At 38.3% G+C, this 19025-nt stretch carries 17 protein-coding genes; 11 read left to right on the forward strand and 6 right to left on the reverse strand.

From position 1 onward, the window contains the following. Nucleotides 1–76: 76 nt before the first annotated feature. Nucleotides 77–1633 (reverse strand): pentapeptide repeat-containing protein, encoded by a 1557-nt coding sequence (locus tag H6G59_RS00495; protein WP_190711220.1) that lies wholly within the window; start codon nucleotides 1631–1633, stop codon nucleotides 77–79. 82 nt (nucleotides 1634–1715) lie between these two features. Here H6G59_RS00495 and H6G59_RS00500 point away from each other — a divergent pair, with 82 nt between their 5' ends. Beyond that, complete coding sequence (locus H6G59_RS00500) at nucleotides 1716–2558, forward strand: prephenate/arogenate dehydrogenase (protein ID WP_190711221.1); 843 nt, start codon at nucleotides 1716–1718, stop codon at nucleotides 2556–2558. Between the two features lie 366 nt (nucleotides 2559–2924). Here the strand turns inward: H6G59_RS00500 and H6G59_RS00505 are convergent, their stop codons facing one another. Continuing rightward, nucleotides 2925–3632: an ROK family protein gene (locus H6G59_RS00505; RefSeq protein WP_190711222.1), complete on the reverse strand. Its 708-nt coding sequence runs from the start codon at nucleotides 3630–3632 to the stop codon at nucleotides 2925–2927. A 205-nt stretch (nucleotides 3633–3837) separates the two neighbouring features. On the opposite strand from H6G59_RS00505, the gene H6G59_RS00510 reads away from it, so the two are divergent. Both H6G59_RS00510 and H6G59_RS00515 read left to right on the forward strand, forming a co-directional pair. Continuing rightward, nucleotides 3838–4341, forward strand: coding sequence for a 2TM domain-containing protein (locus H6G59_RS00510; RefSeq protein WP_190711223.1), 504 nt, complete (start codon nucleotides 3838–3840; stop codon nucleotides 4339–4341). A gap of 456 nt (nucleotides 4342–4797) precedes the next feature. Then, on the forward strand, nucleotides 4798–6882 hold the full coding sequence (locus tag H6G59_RS00515; RefSeq protein WP_190711224.1) for a serine/threonine-protein kinase: 2085 nt from the start codon (nucleotides 4798–4800) through the stop codon (nucleotides 6880–6882). 107 nt (nucleotides 6883–6989) lie between these two features. On the opposite strand, the gene H6G59_RS00520 is transcribed toward H6G59_RS00515, so the two are convergent. Further along, on the reverse strand, nucleotides 6990–8255 hold the full coding sequence (locus H6G59_RS00520; RefSeq protein ID WP_190711225.1) for a tetratricopeptide repeat protein: 1266 nt from the start codon (nucleotides 8253–8255) through the stop codon (nucleotides 6990–6992). A gap of 293 nt (nucleotides 8256–8548) precedes the next feature. Then, nucleotides 8549–9217 (reverse strand): 2OG-Fe dioxygenase family protein, encoded by a 669-nt coding sequence (locus H6G59_RS00525; protein WP_190711226.1) that lies wholly within the window; start codon nucleotides 9215–9217, stop codon nucleotides 8549–8551. Between the two features lie 305 nt (nucleotides 9218–9522). On the opposite strand from H6G59_RS00525, the gene sfsA reads away from it, so the two are divergent. After that, nucleotides 9523–10248: a DNA/RNA nuclease SfsA gene (gene sfsA / locus H6G59_RS00530; protein WP_190711227.1), complete on the forward strand. Its 726-nt coding sequence runs from the start codon at nucleotides 9523–9525 to the stop codon at nucleotides 10246–10248. A gap of 161 nt (nucleotides 10249–10409) precedes the next feature. On the opposite strand, the gene H6G59_RS00535 is transcribed toward sfsA, so the two are convergent. Continuing rightward, nucleotides 10410–11441: a DUF2235 domain-containing protein gene (locus H6G59_RS00535; protein WP_190711228.1), complete on the reverse strand. Its 1032-nt coding sequence runs from the start codon at nucleotides 11439–11441 to the stop codon at nucleotides 10410–10412. A gap of 210 nt (nucleotides 11442–11651) precedes the next feature. Between H6G59_RS00535 and H6G59_RS00540 the strand changes: the two genes are divergently transcribed. Genes H6G59_RS00540 through H6G59_RS00550 form a run of 3 tightly spaced genes read left to right on the forward strand, consistent with a single transcriptional unit; the run spans nucleotide 11652 to nucleotide 13873 of the window. Continuing rightward, nucleotides 11652–12134, forward strand: coding sequence for a gluconokinase (locus H6G59_RS00540; RefSeq protein WP_190711229.1), 483 nt, complete (start codon nucleotides 11652–11654; stop codon nucleotides 12132–12134). 51 nt (nucleotides 12135–12185) lie between these two features. Continuing rightward, nucleotides 12186–13097: a HipA domain-containing protein gene (locus H6G59_RS00545; protein ID WP_190711230.1), complete on the forward strand. Its 912-nt coding sequence runs from the start codon at nucleotides 12186–12188 to the stop codon at nucleotides 13095–13097. 11 nt (nucleotides 13098–13108) lie between these two features. Beyond that, entirely contained in the window at nucleotides 13109–13873 is a 765-nt protein-coding gene (locus H6G59_RS00550; RefSeq protein WP_190711231.1) for an HIRAN domain-containing protein, read from the forward strand. On the opposite strand, the gene H6G59_RS00555 is transcribed toward H6G59_RS00550, so the two are convergent. Further along, a complete protein-coding gene (locus tag H6G59_RS00555) occupies nucleotides 13870–14847 on the reverse strand; it encodes a carbohydrate kinase family protein (protein WP_190711232.1) in 978 nt (325 codons plus the stop codon). The two genes, H6G59_RS00550 and H6G59_RS00555, sit on opposite strands and share 4 nt — an antisense overlap. 352 nt (nucleotides 14848–15199) lie before the next feature. Here H6G59_RS00555 and pedR point away from each other — a divergent pair, with 352 nt between their 5' ends. The 4 genes from pedR (at nucleotide 15200) to rfbB (ending at nucleotide 18934) form a co-directional block, all read left to right on the forward strand. Beyond that, nucleotides 15200–15475 (forward strand): photosynthetic electron transport-dependent transcriptional regulator PedR, encoded by a 276-nt coding sequence (gene pedR / locus H6G59_RS00560; RefSeq protein WP_190711233.1) that lies wholly within the window; start codon nucleotides 15200–15202, stop codon nucleotides 15473–15475. Nucleotides 15476–15894: 419 nt separating this feature from the next. Beyond that, nucleotides 15895–16548: a DUF6391 domain-containing protein gene (locus H6G59_RS00565; protein WP_190711234.1), complete on the forward strand. Its 654-nt coding sequence runs from the start codon at nucleotides 15895–15897 to the stop codon at nucleotides 16546–16548. Between the two features lie 170 nt (nucleotides 16549–16718). Then, complete coding sequence (locus H6G59_RS00570; protein WP_190711235.1) at nucleotides 16719–17717, forward strand: glycosyltransferase; 999 nt, start codon at nucleotides 16719–16721, stop codon at nucleotides 17715–17717. Between the two features lie 143 nt (nucleotides 17718–17860). Beyond that, nucleotides 17861–18934, forward strand: a complete 1074-nt coding sequence (gene rfbB, locus H6G59_RS00575) for a dTDP-glucose 4,6-dehydratase (RefSeq protein ID WP_190711236.1) — start codon at nucleotides 17861–17863, stop codon at nucleotides 18932–18934. Nucleotides 18935–19025 lie beyond the last annotated feature (91 nt).

Here is a 19025-nt window from a genome sequence, read left to right on the forward strand (position 1 = left end):
CATTCTGACTCCTGACTCCTGACTCCTGACTCCTGACTCCTGAATTCTTACGAATCAATCAATTCAGATTACTGGATTATCGACCCATGAAATAAAATCCTTGCACAAAATCTAAGGTCATCTTGAGTGAAGGCATAATATATTCTGATTCAATCGATATATCATCAACAGAAGTACTCATAGGACGATTCATCAATCGTTTGCCAAAGTTAGGATGATCATAAAGAGTTAAAGATTGAGCGTTAGAATTTGTTAATATTGTTTGGGTTGGCGCTTTAAAAAATCTTAATTTTGCTGCTACTTCTAGATTCTTTTTCGTCTGTTTAATTGTCTTTGACTTATTCAGAGCTTCCTCTACCAAGAAGATTATTTTTTTGACAAGTTGTGGTGATTTGAAACTTTGGTTAGTCATCGTTTCTTTACGAATCATCTCTACCATTGTGTAGATATTTTTTTGGGTAGCAGCGGCATCCTTAAAGGGAAGAATAGCCATAAAAGCTGTTGGTAATAAAGCTTCATCGCTATCGACTCGAAAGGTAAAAATAGTTCTACGGCTTCCGTTTTCTACACTGGGTATTTGTATCAGTCCCGCATATTCTTGAGCAATTTGGTAATAAGTCCCAGCGAGAACAAAGTTAGCTTCGTGTTCTAAAGGTAAGTCTACAATAATGCGAATTGTCGGCGGAGTAGCATTAAAAAAGTCCCGTGATTCTTCCTCATTAAAATTTTGAATGATGGTGCGATCGCCTGTAGGCGAAAGGTCAACCCAGTCGCATTTGATGCCTTCAATTTTTAAACCAAAACGGGGAGTGGCGTAAAGTTTTGTACCAGTTAATGTAGCTCCAGTTAAGTCAGCACCAATCCATTCGACTTTAATTAATTTTGTCTGAGTTAAGTTAGCGTGTACTAAACTTGCATTGGTTAAATTGGCATTACTCAAATCTGCCCCAGTTAAGTTGGCTCCACTCAGTTTGGCATTGCTCAAATCTGCCCAAATTAGATTTGCTCCTCTCAAATCTGCCCAACGAAGATTTGCCCCACTTAAGTCTGCTCCACTAAGATTGGCCATGCAAAGTTGGGACTGTCTCAACTCACTGTCACGTAAATTTGCCCCACTGAGATCGGAAGAAGTCAAATCAGTGGCGTTTAAATTAGCCATTTCTAAGTTGGCTTCCCGCAAACAAGAGCCTCTTAAATTGGCTTCGCTCAAGTTAGCGTGACGGAGATTAGCCTGACGCAGTGTAGCTTCTCGTAAATCGGCACTGTTGAGGTTAGCTTCACTCATATCAGCGCGAGTGAAATCAGTGCGAATTAACTCAGCGCGAACTAAGGAAGCGTGACGGAGTTGAGTGCGACTAAAATCTGCTCTAATCAAATTAGCGACATTGAGACTGGAGTTGTTAAGAATTGCCCCAGCCAGATTTGCGCCACTGAGCCTAGCTACATTCAGCTTGGCATAACTCAAATTAGCTTCGGAGAGGTTTATTCCACTGAGGTTAGCTACGCTGAGATTAGCTTGGCTGAGATTAACACCATTAAGTTTAGTGCCGCTCAAGTTGACTTCCGCTAGTTCAGCGCCACTAAAATCTAAGACTCCCCTTGCATATTTTTCTAATAATTCCTCTATAGTCATGAGCCTACCTCTCAGATGCCAACTTTAATAGTTGGTAAAGTTATGCAGAGAATATGTAAAAGTTTAGTTGTCAATTGAAAAAATGAAAATTGGTATTTTAGGACTGGGACTGATAGGCGGCTCTCTGGGTTTTGATTTACAGTCGCAAGGACATCATGTTTTAGGAGTTAGCCGTCGTGAATCAACCTGTAAAAAAGCTGTTGATTTGGGAAGTGTGAATGAAGCCTCAGTTGACTTGAGCCTGTTGGCATCAGCCGATGTTGTATTTATTTGCACCCCTATAGGACTTATTGTGCCTCAAGTTGAACAGCTAATTGCTCATTTACCTGCGACTACTATCGTGACTGATGTAGGTTCAGTAAAAACACCAATTGTAGAGGCGATTGCCCCCATTTGGGAAAATTTTATTGGTGGTCATCCAATGGCGGGAAATACGGATGTAGGCATAGAATCTGCACAACGAAATTTGTTTGTTAATCGTCCTTATGTACTCACACCTGTAGCGACAACGCCAATTAGTGCCATTACAGTGTTAGAGGAAATTGTGCGATCGCTTGGTTCTATTATCTACCATTGTCAGCCAGAAAAACACGACCGTGCTGTTAGTTGGATTTCTCATTTACCTGTGATGGTTAGTGCCTCCTTGATAGCTGCTTGTTTGAGTGAAACAGACCTAGAAATTGCCCACCTTGCCCAAAATCTTGCTAGTTCAGGTTTTCGAGATACCAGCCGTGTTGGTGGTGGGAATCCAGAATTAGGGGTGATGATGGCACAATATAATCGTCAAGCCTTGCTACACTCGCTACATCAGTATCGTCAAAACCTCGACGAATTTATTTACCTGATTGAACAAGAAAAGTGGGAACAGCTAAACGAACAAATGAATTTAAATCAACAGACTCGACCTAAGTTTGTTAAAGATTAATAATATAGCGTTTTCTTGTCAGTTGAGGTACAAATTTATCGAAAAAGGGAACAGCGAATAGGGAACTCTTAAAAGTTTTTCCTATTTCCTGTTCCCAAGGCGTGGGAGTAATGCGGTTTTACTTTCAGGTTGATACAAATGGACAGATGGGTCAGGGGACGCACAGACGCGAAGATTCATTTGTAGCTTTAATTAAGTGAATTGATATAACTTGTTGAGGCTTTAAACTATTAACAAATTTGTTTATAACTCATATCATGTTCGCTTAATTGCTATATTAAAAAAGTCATCGCGTCCCCCCTTCACCGCGCGGTTCCCTAACTATAAGTCTTTAACCGAACACGATATCAGTGGGGATTAAAACAGCTAATCTCGCCACAAAGCAATACCACCTAATAACCCGGTGATATTGGGAATAAGTTTCACGTTTAAGGGCAAATTCATATTCACTCGCACCGCTTCACCACCGCCGATGTAAAGACAATCATAGTTAAACAGACTTTGCAAAGATGCGATCGCTTTTTCTAACCGCCGATTCCATTTTTTATCCCCAATTTTTTCCAAGGCTGCACGTCCTAGCTGTTCTTCATAAGTCTTCCCTTGACGAAACAGATGATGTCCCATCTCCATATTTGGTACTAACTTACCATCAACAAATAAAGCGGAACCAAAACCAGTCCCCAGGGTAATCACCAATTCCACACCTTGACCTGCAATTGCACCTAGTCCTTGCATATCTGCATCATTAATTACTTTCACGGGTTTATTTAGTCGTCCAGCCAGTGTTGTTGCTAAATCAAACCCAATCCAACTTTGATCTAGGTTGGCGGCTGTTTCCGTGACTCCACAACGCACAACACCAGGAAAACCAACGGAAACTCGATGATACTCACCTTGAGATGAGGCTAACATCGCAATGGCATTAATGACTACTTCTGGTGTCGCGGGTTGGGGTGTTTCTAACCTTCCCCTTTCTGTTAATGGTTTACCTGTAATATCCAAAACCATGACTTTGACACCACTACCGCCAATATCCACCGATAGGGTGCGAATTGATCCGTTATCTTCAAGCATTGGTTTTTTTATCTCCTGCTGCAACTTCTTTGGTTATTATGCGCTGCTAAATTCTCGTCAGCAGCAGATTTTTTGAGAGTCTTCAGCTTTGCTTGCAGTTATAAATCTCTATCGCCACCCTCATCTAGATTTGCTAGTGTAGGAATAGCGCGAAGATTGGTGATACTGGCTCTCTATTATTAAAATTCCTTTTTGAGAAAGCATTATGACGGCGTTTGAATCTAACAGCCTGCGTTCTTATAGCCAAGAAGAGGTGCAGCAAATTCTGCAATTAGCGATCGCTCGTCAAACTGACGATCTTGATCAAGAATTTTCATATCAGCAGATACTAGAAATTGCTGCTGAGTTACAAATATCACCTGATTTAGTAAAAGTTGCAGAACAGGACTGGTTAGGACAAAAAAGTGAAGTCCAGCAGCGCCAAGCTTTTGAGGTTTACCGCTGGGGTAAATTCAAAAAGCGTCTTGGTAATTATACTATTGTCAATGGTTTTTTGCTGCTGATGGACTTGATTGGGGGCAATACTCTTTCTTGGTCACTTTATATTTTACTATTTTGCGGTTTAGCCATAGGGCTGGATATCTGGAATACGTTTCAAACTAAAGGTGAAGAATACGAAGTTGCTTTCCAAAAATGGAATCGTAAGCATCAAATTAAACAGACTATCAATACAGTTTTAAATAAGTGGTTTAAAACATGGCAAGGTTAAAATAATTCGTAATTCGTAATTCGTAATATTTCCTTCGGAAACGCTAGGGATACGTAATTCGTAATGCCTCTTTCAGAGGAACTATGCCTACGGCACGCTACGCGAACGCTAACGTAATAGTGCCTACAGTCCCGCTAGGGATACGTAATTAAGTTTTGCAACGGGGATTTAGACCCCCAGAATTTGTTAATTTAAGACATAAATTTAGTAACCTATTGTACAAATAAACACAGATAATCTGTGATTAGATAAAGATATATTTACCGAATAGCTAATTGCCGATTTGATAGCAAAGTATACATCAAATCATAGTGGCATTTTGACCAGTTTTTAATTTTTGAATATTATATAATCAGAAAATAAATAATTAATTATATAGCTCTATTAATTTTCCCATATTCAGGAAAACAGAGTACGATTACGGATTATTTATCATGCATTCACGCATCTCAGATCATGATTTGCTGCTTAAATCCAGATTGTTCAAATCCCCAAAATCCAAAGGGAAATCAGCTTTGTCAAACTTGTAAAACTCCCCTTGTACCACTTTTAAGAAATCGCTTCCGTGTCATTCGGGTGCTTTCAGATGAAGGGGGATTTGGTAGAACCTATCTATCAGAAGATACAGATAAATTAAATGACTACTGTGTAGTTAAACAATTAGCTCCAAAATTCCAAGGAACTTGGTCACAAAAGAAAGCAATGGAGTTGTTTAGTGAAGAAGCAAAGCGACTTCGTGAACTTGGAGAACATCCACAAATTCCCACTCTATTAGCTTACTTTGAGCAAGATAACTGTTTGTATTTAGTTCAGCAATTTATTGATGGACATAATTTATTAACAGAGTTGCAATTAAGAAAGACCTATAGAGATTGGGATATTCAATCTATTTTGCTAGATTTGTTGCCGATTATCCAGTTTATTCATGAGCGGGGAGTTATTCATCGAGATATCAAGCCAGAAAATATTATTCGCAGGAAAAGTGATGGCAGATTAATTTTAATTGATTTTGGTTCTTCTAAACAATTAACAGCCAAAGGTCAAAAAAAGCATGGAACTTCAATTGGTTCACATGGTTATTCTTCCATTGAACAAATTAGAGATGGCAAAGCTTATCCCGCTAGTGATTTATTTAGTTTAGGGGCTACTTGCTTTCATTTATTAACGGGAATTTCTCCTTTCCAATTGTGGATGGAACATGGATACAGTTGGGTAAAAACTTGGCAGAATTATTTGCGAACTCCTGTGAGTAATGAAGTAGCACAAGCTATAGATAAGCTGTTACAAATAGATATTAAGAATCGCTACCAATCAGCTAATGAAGTTATCAGAGATTTGAGTAAACAGTATACACATATATTACCACCAGCTAGTAATTCATTTGTCCAATTACCAAAAAATCATTCAACTACTTATCCAAAAAAATATATTTTCCTGAGAAATGTACTTTTGATAGCTGGGGTGATTTTATCTTTGGGGTTGGGAGAATCTGGTTATAGACATTTTCGCCAGTTAAAAACTGGTCTTTCCTCTAGTTTCAGTCCACCACCAATTAGTACAGTTAAGAGTGATGCTATTGTCCATCAGTCTCAAGAGGAATCTTTGGGGAAAATGTCTTTGGTGAAAACTCTCCCAGGTGAGGAAGATTTGATTTTGTCTGTGGCGATTAGTCCTGATGGTAAGATGATTGCTAGTAGTGGCGATTGCACGAAGGGCTGCGAGGAAAAAAATAGCATCATTAATTTATGGGATATTAGCACAGATCAGGAAATTACAGCCCTGAAAGGACATACAAAAAAGGTAAATGTGGTAGCTATTAGCCCTGATGGTAAAAGTTTGATTAGTGGTAGTGATGATTCCACAATTAAAGTTTGGAATTTAAGCACTAAAAAGCTGATTCATACTTTAATAAGTCATGCTGACGCAGTTCATGCTTTGGCGATTAGCGCTGATGGAAAAACTTTAGTGAGTGCTAGTGATGACAAAACAATTAAAGTTTGGAATTTAGCAGAGGGAAAGCTAATTCATACTTTTAAAGGTCATTCTTACTGGGTGCGAACTGTAGCGATGAGTCCTAATGGTGTCACCTTAGCCAGTGGTAGTTTTGACAAGACGATTAAACTCTGGAATATTGCTCAAGAAAAGCCAATTCGTACAATTACACCCAATTTACAAACTGTGACTACTGTCGCTTTTAGCCCTGATGGTAAAATTTTAGCAAGTGTTAGCCGCGATAGCTACGCTCACCCCAAGTATCGCAAAATTAAACTGTGGAATATCGAAACTGGGGCGGAAATTCCTACTCTGATGGGACAAGAGAATAATGTGACGACTATTGCTTTTAGCCCAGATGGTAAGATTTTAGCTGGTGCTAACCGCGATCGCACGATTAAATTATGGGATGTGTCTACAGGTAAGGAAATTAGCACCTTACAGGGAGATACTAGTACAGTCACATCTTTGGCTTTTAGTGCTGATGGTAAGACTTTGGTTAGTGGTGGGGAAGATAAGAAAATTAAAATTTGGCGGTTGTCTGAGTAGGCTGATATTCCTGGTTTTTCAGGGAATTAGGGGATATTTTTGGAGTTTAACCGAGTACCGTGGGTTTAAATCCCCGTCACAAAACCTAATTACGAATTACGAATTATTTAACTGCGATCGCTTTCCCAATCATTAATCACTTTTTGTAAATACCACTCTTCCGACATCCCCGGATACACATTTTTCTTTTGCTGAATCAGTCTTTGGGCGATTTCCCAATATCCCCCCACTAGACGTAACAGTTTTTGACGTAATAGATTATGGGTGGCTTTGTTTGTTTCTGGGACAGATGACTGGATTTTTTGCAGGCTATTTAATACTTGTTGATAATTTTCCCAGTCTTCTTGTTCACAAAATATACTCGCTGCTTTTTGATAATCTGCGATCGCTTTTGACATTTCTTCTAAAAAGGTGTAAGCTAGTCCGCGATTGTAGTAAGCTTGTGGATCATGGGGATTAATTTGTAAGGCTTGAGCGTAGTCTTGAATAGCAGCCAGATAGTTACCCATTGACCGATAAACATTACCTCTAGCAATATAGACTAAACCATTTTCTGGTTCTATCTTGATTGCTTGGTTAAAATCCGATAACGCCCCTTGATGATCTCCTAACTGCGAACGAGCCTTTCCCCGATTGCGATAGACAATAGCAGCTTGAAAATTTAGTTGTAGTGCTTGATTAAAATCTGCGATCGCTTCTCGATAATTTCCCATTTTACAACGCACCACCCCACGACAGCAATAAGCTTGTGCATCTTGGGAATCAGCTTTTAAAATCCAATTTAAATCAGCAATTGCTTCTCCTGTGTCTCCCTTTTCCGCCTTATCTAATAATTGCGTGAAATAATCTTTAGTAGATATGACAGGAGTCGGTTTAGAAGTGGGTGGATTTACGGTAGATTTTTCTTGAGGTTGTATTTGTTTAATCTTCTCCAAACAGAGACGACAATTTTCTGCATCCTTTTGTACTAGATATAATTCTGCGGCTTTTTTAAAATTAGCGATCGCATCTTGAATATATCCCTGTTTGCGTCGCACTATCCCCCGCAAATCATAACCAGCAGCAAAATTCAGATTCAGCTGAATCGCTTTTTCTACATCTTCTAAACAACCAGGTAAATTTTTCAGCGCCAACCTAGCTAAAGCGCGACAATAATAAGCTTGGACACTTTTGTTATCAAGTTTGATAGCTTCGGTATAATCAGAAACAGCTTGGAGAATTGCACCTGAATCATAATATGCTAAACCCCGTTTTACGTAAGCGGCGCTAAAATAAGGATCTACCTGTATAGCTTGGTTAAATTCTGCAATCGCACCAGCATAATCTTTTTGTTGAGCTTTTTCTAATCCCCGATTGTAAAATTCCTCATTCATAATCTTTTATTTTCAATAATACTTCTATAGCCATCCTATATATAATATCAAAGCCTCTCCTCCCAAGGGGGGAGAGGTTTAGAGTGGGGTTCTTAGAGGATGTCTGAAAACTTTTTCGTGTGAGATCTAACACTTGTAGATCCTCCTAAATCCTCCTTAAAAAGGAGGACTTTGAGTAATTTATCCCCCCTTGGAAAGGGGGGTGAGGGGGGATCTTGATCAATTCTGATACTTCTCAGACATCCTCTTAGGTAAACTCTACAACTTTTCCAGACATCCTCTATAAACAATACTCAATCTACAATTAAACTAGGAGAAGTCAGCACAAAAACATCCCTAGTTCCAGTAGTTGGATTTTGAGGTTTAATGGGAGTAGTAAAGTGAAAAAATTCATGATCATTAACTAAAAGCAGTTCTCCTGGTTGGAGGATCTTGTTAAAAACTGGTTTCTCTTTTTTAGCATTGTACAAATGCGTTTCTCCACCTTGAATATTGTTTCTACTCACAGCAAATATCCCAATAAAATCAGTACCATCTTGATGGATACCTTCCGGTGCTGGATTTCCTAAATGTCCAGGGGAACAACTAGTTCTGATTTGATGAACACCAATTTCTGCTTCCGGGTGAAGTTGACAAGAATCACAAAATGCTAAAACAACCTTCTTAAAAATATCCAGTTCTACCAACCTATCATCCAAATCTGCAAACTCTCTTTTGATATCACCCAATAAAGGATTATATTCTCCGCTTTGAAATAGATGTCCATGAGGAAGTTTAATCAACTTATCCCCTGAAACTATCAGCCGCGATAACCTTCTGGAGCGATATTCTCCCTTAATGTAAGGATCAACTGGTAAATTATGAAAAAATGGCTGTAAATCTTCAGTATTAATCGAATTTACCTTTCTGAGAGTAAACAGAAAAGCATATTCTAATTCCGTCGCACGTGAGACTTCTTGCATAGGATATTTCTCCTTGCATTTTTTAACCCTCCCAGTTTTTTTACATAGGAGGTATGTGATCTCTATTATATGCCACTAGAATTTAAATATCGTAAATTTAACTACAAAAGTTACCATTTTGTGATATTAATGAGACAATTTACAAAATAAAGGGAACAGAGAATAGAAAGTGTCTTATTTCTTAAAACTTTAGTAATGAAAACGTAGCCCGAACAATAAAACGTCCAAGTTTTCAATCTCACTCTTTTAAGGGTGGGTTTCACTGTTCCCCCTTCACTGTTAAGAGTTCCCTCTGAATTATTACAATGACTGATTGGCTTTATCGCTATCCAACACTATATTCTGGTATTTTGCTCAAACGCTACAAGCGCTTTTTTGCTGATGTTCAACTAGCTTCAGGGGAAGTAGTGACAGCACACTGTCCCAATACAGGGCCAATGACTGGAGTTTCAACTATTGGTAGTGCAGTACAGCTTTCTAAAAGTGATAATCCTAACCGCAAATTAGCTTATACCTTAGAGTTAATTCAAGTAGAAAATATAGAACCGACTTGGGTAGGTGTGAATACAGCTTTACCAAATCGGGTAGTGAAATTAGCTTTAGAAAAACATCTTTTTCCAGAATTAGGTGACTATAGCCAAATTAAAGGTGAAGTGGTTTATGGCCAAGATAAAAAAAGTCGAGTAGATTTCTTTTTAACAGGAAGTGATGAACAACTTCCGATTTATTTAGAAGTGAAAAATACGACTTGGACACAAGGTAATTTAGCACTGTTTCCCGACACAGAAACCACAAGAGGACAAAAGCATTTACGAGAATTAATGGCACTTTTACCTCAAAGCCGGGGAGTGATGCTGTATTTTATTAATCGGGGTGATTGTCCAGAGTTTGCCCCTGGTGACAGTACCGACCCTGTATATGGTAAGTTGTTACGGGAAGCTATAAACCTGGGTTTAGAAGTCCTACCCTGTCGTTTTGATGTTTCTCCAGAAGGCATTCGTTATTTGGGTTTAGCAAAACTGAAAATCTAATCTCACCGGAATAGTGCTGTTAGCGGTAGCGGGGCGTTTAGCCCGTACCGAGTACCGAGTAATGAGTGTTGATTATTCTAATATAAACCATTGGTTTTTTATTCTTTCCCCCTGCCCCTAGTCCCTCCTTCTTTCCCAACAATAATGATTTACCAACTTACTTATTCTGCTTTCCAGGCATTAAGTTGATCTTGGAATTTTTCCAGATTTTTAGGTTTATACTTGAGCGAAGGATCTTGCCAACGCTTCTTTACAGTGACATCCAAATCTGAAAACTCACCATCAACTTTGCGTAATATCCTTGGTAAAGGAATACCAAATATTTTTGGATCATGGTGAAAAATAGTTTGATAATTTGGTTTAATCCCATCTTCAACACAGCTTTTATCTAAATCTAGACCAATTGCAGCTACTTGAGCCATCATCCAATCGAGTGCAGCATCTGATAAACCTCTCGTTGATTGTGTTCCTCCTCCCACACAACCGTGATCACCAGGAAACCATATTTGTGTCACTTGGTTTGGAATATCAGCATTAGGAGTCATAGGAGTTACATCAAATGCTTTGCGAGTTTCGTCAATCGCCACCGCATGGAATGCTTTCTTAATCCGGTGGTTGAGCTTGGTATCAAAAAACTCATATTTCTTATTAAGCCAGTTGTCAAGAGGGATAAAAGGAATCAGATCTGGAACACCTAAAGCACCCACAGTATCCCAACATCCTAAGACTTCAATAGGTACATTTCCACCGTATTGTTCGCGAAACTTAACTGCTGTTTCACCACTAGGATGAGTATCTTTATCTCTATTTCGGTAAAGCTCGTAAGCTTGTGGAATCTTCCGAATGTATTGTCTTTTCAATAATCCTGAACAATAAATTAATCCAGCCAAGCAGCGTGCAGTATAAGCACCACGACTGAAACCAAATAGATAAATTTCATCTCCCTCTTCATAGTTGAGGCACAAAAAACGGTAGGCTTTTTGAATCGCTTGGTCAATTCCCACGCCAAAAGCACCTCCTCTGATTTTATCGACTAAGTTTCCAGTTCCCAGACCTTCGTCGTAAAATAATATTTGGTAAATGTGATCATCAGAGAGTGGTTTAATAGCTTCAGCCAGTTTTACCACATTGGTTGGATATGGAGTTTCTAATGTTTGCCAAGTTCCATCACAGCAGACAATAATCCTTTTCATTTGCATTCACTCCTCTAGAGAAAATTCTGAATTTTGATAGTAAAAATTTTGACAAGGCTATAATTTTGTGTATATTAACCTCTAATAGGGCAAATAAGCTCAAAAAAGTAATGATATTTAAATATGTCTCAAGCTATATGAAATGTAATATTAGGGTTACATGATCATCAAATTCTGTCACAACATAGGTGTAAAGTAGCTGATAACCTGATGATTATTCTTTTAATGGGCGTTTCTGGTTCTGGTAAAACTAGCATTGGGAAACTTTTAGCAGAATCACTAAATTGGGAATTTAGCGACGCTGATACATTTCACCCACCAGCTAACATCGAAAAAATGCAGGGTGGTATTCCCCTCAATGATGCTGATAGAATGCCTTGGTTAGAAGATTTACAAGCTGCTATCAAAAATTGGCAACAAGAAAATAAAAATGTAGTTTTGGCTTGTTCTGCCCTTAAAGCTAGTTATCGCCAAATGCTGATAATTGATAATCGTGTTCAGCTAGTTTATCTGAAAGGTGCATTTGATGTGATTGAAAAACGGCTAAAAACGCGACAAAATCACTTTATGACCGAAAAGCTCCTCAAAAGCCAGTTTTATGACCTTGAAGAGCCAAATAATTGTATCTGCGTTGATGTTTCTGAATCGCCTGAAGTGATTGTAGAGAAGATTAGAAAAGCTTTAGGAATTTAGGCTAGTTGATGAGATGATTACCATACTATGTGTTTGCCGTCATGATAAATCATGTCAGATCTGTTTCCAATCATTGAAGTTCCCCTAGATGCTTCTCAGGATATTGAGGATTTGGGAACACGAATAAAGTTCTGGTTCTATGACGATAACCTTAGTCGTTGTCTCTTTAAGAAAGCTAGACCAAATACTGGAGAGGATTGGGCAGAAAAAATTGCTACTGAATTGTGCAAATTACTGGGACTACCCCATGCTGAACAGGAATTAGCTATATACAGGGGAGAAAAAGGTACTGTTTCACCCTCATTTTTACGAGGAGAATGGAAAAACGGTACTCTCATTACTGGTAGGGAAATTCTCGCTCAAAAATTACCTGACTATCCACAACATCCAAAAGATCATTCCCAACACACAATTAATAATGTATTCAGTACCATTGAAGCTACTTCGCTTAACTTACCGATAGAATGGATACCACCAGAAGGAATTAATACTGCAATTGATACTTTTGTCGGATACTTGCTGTTAGATGCGTGGATAGGTAATACTGATCGACACCATGAAAACTGGGCATTTATCAGTGTTAAAGATAGAATTTACTTATCACCAACTTATGATCATGGTTCTAGTCTTGGTAGAAACGAGCCTGACTCCAAACGACAACAAAGATTAACCACAAAAGATAAGGCTTTTGCTGTTGAATCCTATGCCCAAAAATGCTATTCTGTTTTTTATACCCAAGTTGGTAATACACACCGCCTCAGAAACTTTGATGTTTTTTGTGAAGTAAAAAAACTTTATCCCAATGCTGCAAAAATTTGGCTTGATAGATTGGCAGAAATTAGCAGTAATGATACTTTAAAAATTATTATGCGTATTCCCAAACATCGAATATCCATACCAGCAATAGAATTTGCTCACAAAATACTTGAATTAAATCAAAAGGAACTGCTAAATTTACAGTGAATTTTTTATCTATGAAAACTCTTTTCTTAGCTTGGCAAGATCCAACAACTCGTGCTTGGTTCCCTGTCGGGAGATTAACATTTGATGGTGAAAAATATACTTTTGTATACACCCAAGGAGCTAGACAAGCACAAGATAAATGTGATTTCAACCTAGTATATTCGTTCCCAGATTTGCACAGGGTTTATAAATCAACTGAATTATTCCCATTGTTTTATAACCGAGTGATGCAAACTTCTCGACCAGACTATAAAGATTGTATTCAATGGCTGAATATACCTGAAAACGAAGATGATCCAATTGCTATTCTTTCGCGTTCTGGAGGACGTAAGGTAACAGATCATTATGAAGTTTTCCCTTGTCCAGAACCTGATGAAAATGGTTTATACAAAATTCATTTTTTTGCTCATGGTTTGCGACATTTTCCCCCATCTGCAACCGAAAGAATTCATCAATTACAAACCCAAGAAGTTTTGTATTTAGCTAACGAATTTCAAAATCCCTATGACTCACGTGCATTGCTTTTATGTACAAAGGATCATCATATTGTTGGTTATTGTCCCCGCTATATTGTAGATGATGTTTTTAAACTAAACAACAAAAATTCAGAACTTCTAAAAGTATACGTTGAGCGCATCAACCCAGTACCAGCACCACTTCAGCTACGTTTATTATGTAGTTTAACCGCAGAATGGCGTGATGATTTTCGTCCATTTTCCAGTCAGGAATATCAACCAATAGTAGCTGATATCCCTGCTGAATATGTAACGATCTAAAGTTGATGAGAAGCCAGAAAAGCATCAACTTCAGCCGCAGTGGGTTGGGATGCGATCGCACCAGGTTTAATAGTAGTTAGCGCCCCCACAGCACTAGCATAGGTGACAACTCGTTTTGCGGTTTCTCCATCCCGCAAATTTTGAATTCCAGATATATGTAATTGATGGATAAACCCAGCTAAAAAGCTATCTCCCGCACCCGTAGTATCAACAACAGGTATAGAAAAAGCAGGTAATTTGCCTTCATTCTCACCTAAACAATAGGCGCAACCATTTTCACCATCTGTCACCAAAACTCCTTCCAGTGAATTCAAGCGATAAGTAATTGCTCCTGGGTCTGTAGTATCAAATAACCATTCTGCTTCTTCTTTAGTCAGTTTGAGAAAATCAAATCTCTTTAATAATGCCTGAATTTTTGACTTGGCTGTATTTTCATCTTGCCAAAATACTGGTCGCCAATTCACATCAAGAATAATTTTCAGATCATATTGTTCGGCTAACTCTAAGGCTCGCAAAACAGCTTGCTCACTTTCAGGATAGGCTAGTTCTAAAGTTCCTAAAACCAAAAAGTCTGCTTCATCAAACAGCGAATGTGGTAATTGCTTGGCTACTAGACGGGTATCAGCAAATTCCGAAGTCTCATATTCGCCAAATCCAGCAAAAGTGCGATCGCCTGCCAAATCCCTAGTAACATAAACTTGTCGCGTTGGTGCTATAGGATGACGTTGCACACCCGTCGTATCTACACCGATATCCTGTAATAGCTTCACCAGATCATTACCTGCTTCATCCTCTCCTACTGCGCCAATAAACCCTGCTGGCGTTCCCAACTTCACCAAAGCACAAGCGACATTAGCAGGCGCTCCCCCTGGGTAGGGAGTCCAAGACTGCACTTCTTCCAGCTTTAGCCCCATTTGATCAGCTAAACAATCAAACAAAACTTCGCCAAGGCACAAAACACGGGGATTACTCATCTCATTTTTGATTTACGACTTGGGATTAGGATTATGTATAAAATATACAACAAACTTTATTCATTTGTCTCCAGTTATTCATAGAATACAATAGCAATTTTTGTGACTAAATAGAGTATACCTGCTTTTAAATTTCCAAATTTACTACCTCAGTAGACAAGAGAATTTTTATGCAAAAACGTACTATTTAATACAAAATATTTTATAGACTAGATTAACCTCCAGATCAAATCCAAAGAAAATATTGACTTTGGTATTAGTGGGAACATTTGTAATGCCTACCTCTGAGAGAATCTTTTAGAATTGGTAAAGAGCGATTGAGTACATATACCAAGGGAGGAATAAATAAGTCATGGCTGCTAGTGAGTCTGGGACCCCTGTTAGTCTGTCAGACAGAGAACTGCAAATTATCGACTTAGTGGCCGCAGGCTTAACTAACCAAGAAATTGCAGGAAAACTGGAGATTAGCAAACGTACAGTAGATAACCATATCAGCAATATTCTCACCAAAACCAAGACCGATAACCGCGTCGCTTTGGTTCGTTGGGCTTTGCAATGGGGAAAAGTATGCTTAAACGATGTCAATTGTTGTACTCTCCCCACCCATAACGATGAAACCGTTAGTTAGTCGATAGCTATTATTCCTGTCTGGGATGCTGAAAAGTCAATTTTGAGGTTTACTGATTGTTCTCCTCCTCACTCCTCTTTTTCAGTGTGAACCTCTACCACAAGTTCCGCAACTTTCACTTAGCGGGAGTTGACGCTAAGGAATCAACTTTCTTTTCAGTATCGGAACCTGTACATCATAATTCCTCTTACAATTGGGCAAAACAGATAACCGAGGAAAGGCTCAAGGAATCAATAGACTTTTACAAGAAGTCAGGGAAGGCATAAGGGGAAAAGGGTATAATTTGTATTTACTCTTTTCCCCACACCTTTATCTTTTTCAAAAATTTCCCAAAATTATCCACAAAAATTAGCAATAATCTAGTCCGACAAGCGCTACATTGGAAAGAAATATATGTTGCTTTATCCGCTTGGGGGAAAATGAATACTACTGCTTCTTTTCCAGATGGCTCATCTCCCTTTAACTTTTTGAACTTTGACTTTATAGCACCATCACCCAAGCAAGATGCTGAATTACTTAAACAGCTATCTTTTCTTCCTGGGTTACAAGAAATTCTCATGCTGCGTCAGGTTCACGCCCTAGAACACGCTACTGTTTGGGTTCTCAGTGAAACTAAAAGCGCTTATTACCCTCCAGGAAAGCCGACAAATGTGCTATTGGATAACGAATTACTAAGTGGTTTGTCTACAGAAGATGGATTTTACCTTTACGGTGATGTCAATATCAGTTATTTGCGACGTGCGGTAACACTAGCCCAACATCGTCTCACCAGTGGAGAATGGGATTTAGCCGTGCATCCCCGTTGTGGTACAAATTTATCGGTAGCAATGCTATTAACTGCTGGATTAGCTGTAGGTGTGCATTTATTGGTACCATTTCGACCAATGGAACAACTCATAGGTTTAGGTTTAGCAGCGACAACAGCATCTGAACTTGCACCCTATTTAGGTTCTATCGCTCAACGTTATTTAACAACAGCTATCCCCTTTAACCTTGAGACTGAAAATATTATTCAGACACATGATGCTTGGGGACGTGAATCACATTTTGTCAAAGTGAAGTGGTGTGACTAAATAAGTAGGTTGGCGTTAAAAATTGTCGTTATGACAAGGCAGGGGGCAGGGGGCAGAAGGAAAGAGGTTTTTGGGCAACTTTACTTTTAGTTACATAGTACTCTTCGAGAAGCCGCTCCGCGTCTACGGTTTTTTTGTGCCTTTCTACTTAAATACCTATTAATTGTCTAATGAGAAAACTTTACTTTTTAGTTCCTGGTACAGATGGAAAATTTGCCTGTGGTGGTCTTTGGGCAGAGTTAAAAACAGTTAGTTTAGCTCAACGAATTTGTAATGCGGAAGTTGTCACTTATCGTCAACGCGAAAAAGGTCAGATTTTTCTGGATGATCTGCTCAAAGAAAACAACTTAAATGATGTTATTTTTGTAATTAGTTGGGGATTTGATATTGCTAAATTAGCGCCTAAACTGCACAAATACAATGTGGTTTATCATGCTCACAGTGCAGGTTATAAATTAAATCTACCAGCAAATATTCCCATTATTACAGTCAGCCGCAACACGATGGGATATTGGGGACAAAAAGCACCAAATAATCTTATTTATTATTTACCTAATCAAATCGCTAATGAATTTACAAATTTGCATCTAGAACGAGATATTGATGTTTTAGTTCAGTCTCGGAAATCTTCTGAATATTTAATCAAAGAATTAATTCCCGCATTGCAGCAAAAATGCAAAGTATTTGTCGTTGACTCTTATATCGAAGATTTACCGGGATTATTCAACCGAGCGAAAATTTATCTTTACGACTCCGCTGAATATTGGGCGCAACAAGGCGTTAGTGAAGGTTTTGGTTTACAACCAATGGAAGCCCTAGCTTGTGGTTGTCAAGTTCTTTCTAGCGTTAACGGTGGACTGTCTGATTACTTAGATCCTGGATTTAATTGCTATAAAATAGCTGGCTATTCTCTAGAATATGATGTACAGAAAATTTTAAAATCTTTAACATCTCCAGTTTGTTTAACTTTATCAACAGAGGTTTTATCAGAGTACCGGAGTGAAAATATTATTCAGCGATTTACAGTAATTTTGGCAGAAATCAATGAATTTTTTGACCACAAAAGCCATTTTTCCACACCGATTAAAAATTTAACTCAATTGCGTTTAGCAAAATTATTTATAAATAGAGTATATAGTAAACTGAAAAAGAAATTTTTTAAAAAATAATTTAACTGATGTATAAATGTTACGGGCAATGTTTATACACAACAGAAGAAATCCAACAGAGAAAAAAATGTTGAAATAATTCGTAATTCGTAATCAAACAATAATTTCAATTTAAAATCCAAAATCTAAAATCCAAAATCAATATGAGTCGTCGTTTATTAGTAACTGGGGGTGCGGGGTTTATTGGTGCGAATTTTGTACATCACTGGTGTCGGCTTTATCCAAATGACCGTGTAGTGGTTTTGGATGCTTTAACCTATGCTGGAAATCTCTCCAATTTGAAGTTAGTTCAGGAACAAGAGAATTTTCGCTTTGTCCTGGGAAATATTTGCGATGCTTCTCTTGTTGATAAAATCCTAGTAGAAGAAAATATTGATACCATCGCTCATTTTGCTGCTGAATCTCATGTAGACCGTTCCATTCTTTCTCCTGGGGCTTTTATACAAACTAATGTAGTTGGAACTTTCACTCTTTTAGAATCATTCCGTCAATACTGGGAAACAAAAGCACAACCAGATAAGGATCTTTTTCTCCATATTTCTACTGATGAAGTCTATGGTAGTTTATCCCCCAATGACCCGGCTTTCTCAGAAACTACAGCTTATGCTCCTAATAGTCCTTATTCAGCTTCAAAGGCTGGAAGTGATCACTTAGTTCGTGCTTATTACCATACTTATAAATTACCTACAATTATCACCAATTGCTCTAATAATTATGGGGCTTTTCAATTTCCAGAAAAGCTGATTCCCTTAATGTGCATCAATATTTTAATGGGTAAGCCATTACCAGTTTATGGAGATGGTAAAAATGTGCGAGATTGGCTTTATGTTAATGATCATTGTCATGCTTTAGATGTGGTAATTCATCAAGGAAAACCGGGGGAAAATTACAATATTGGTGGTAATAATGAAGTTGAAAATATCAGTCTTGTAAAAACTTTATGCCAAATTATGGACGAGTTAGCACCTGATTTACCAGTGCGTCCATCTGAAAAATTGATTACTTTTGTCAAAGATAGACCCGGACATGACCGACGATATGCAATTAACGCCAATAAGTTGAAAACTGAGCTTGATTGGAGTCCTTCTATGACAATTACTGAGGGTTTACGCCTCACAGTGCAATGGTATCTCGAAAATCATGATTGGTGGAAACCGCTGCTGTCTGAGGAATATCAAGCCTATTATCGGCAAATTACAGCAGCAGTGTATGAGTAATCAATTAATCAATCAGATCCCCGACTTCTTTGAGAAATCGAGGATATCAGGGCTAAAAACTCAAATGTCATGGAATCTTGATATAACTACC

This window comes from Anabaena lutea FACHB-196 (assembly GCF_014698305.1).
In the GTDB taxonomy this organism is placed as follows: domain Bacteria; phylum Cyanobacteriota; class Cyanobacteriia; order Cyanobacteriales; family Nostocaceae; genus Anabaena; species Anabaena lutea.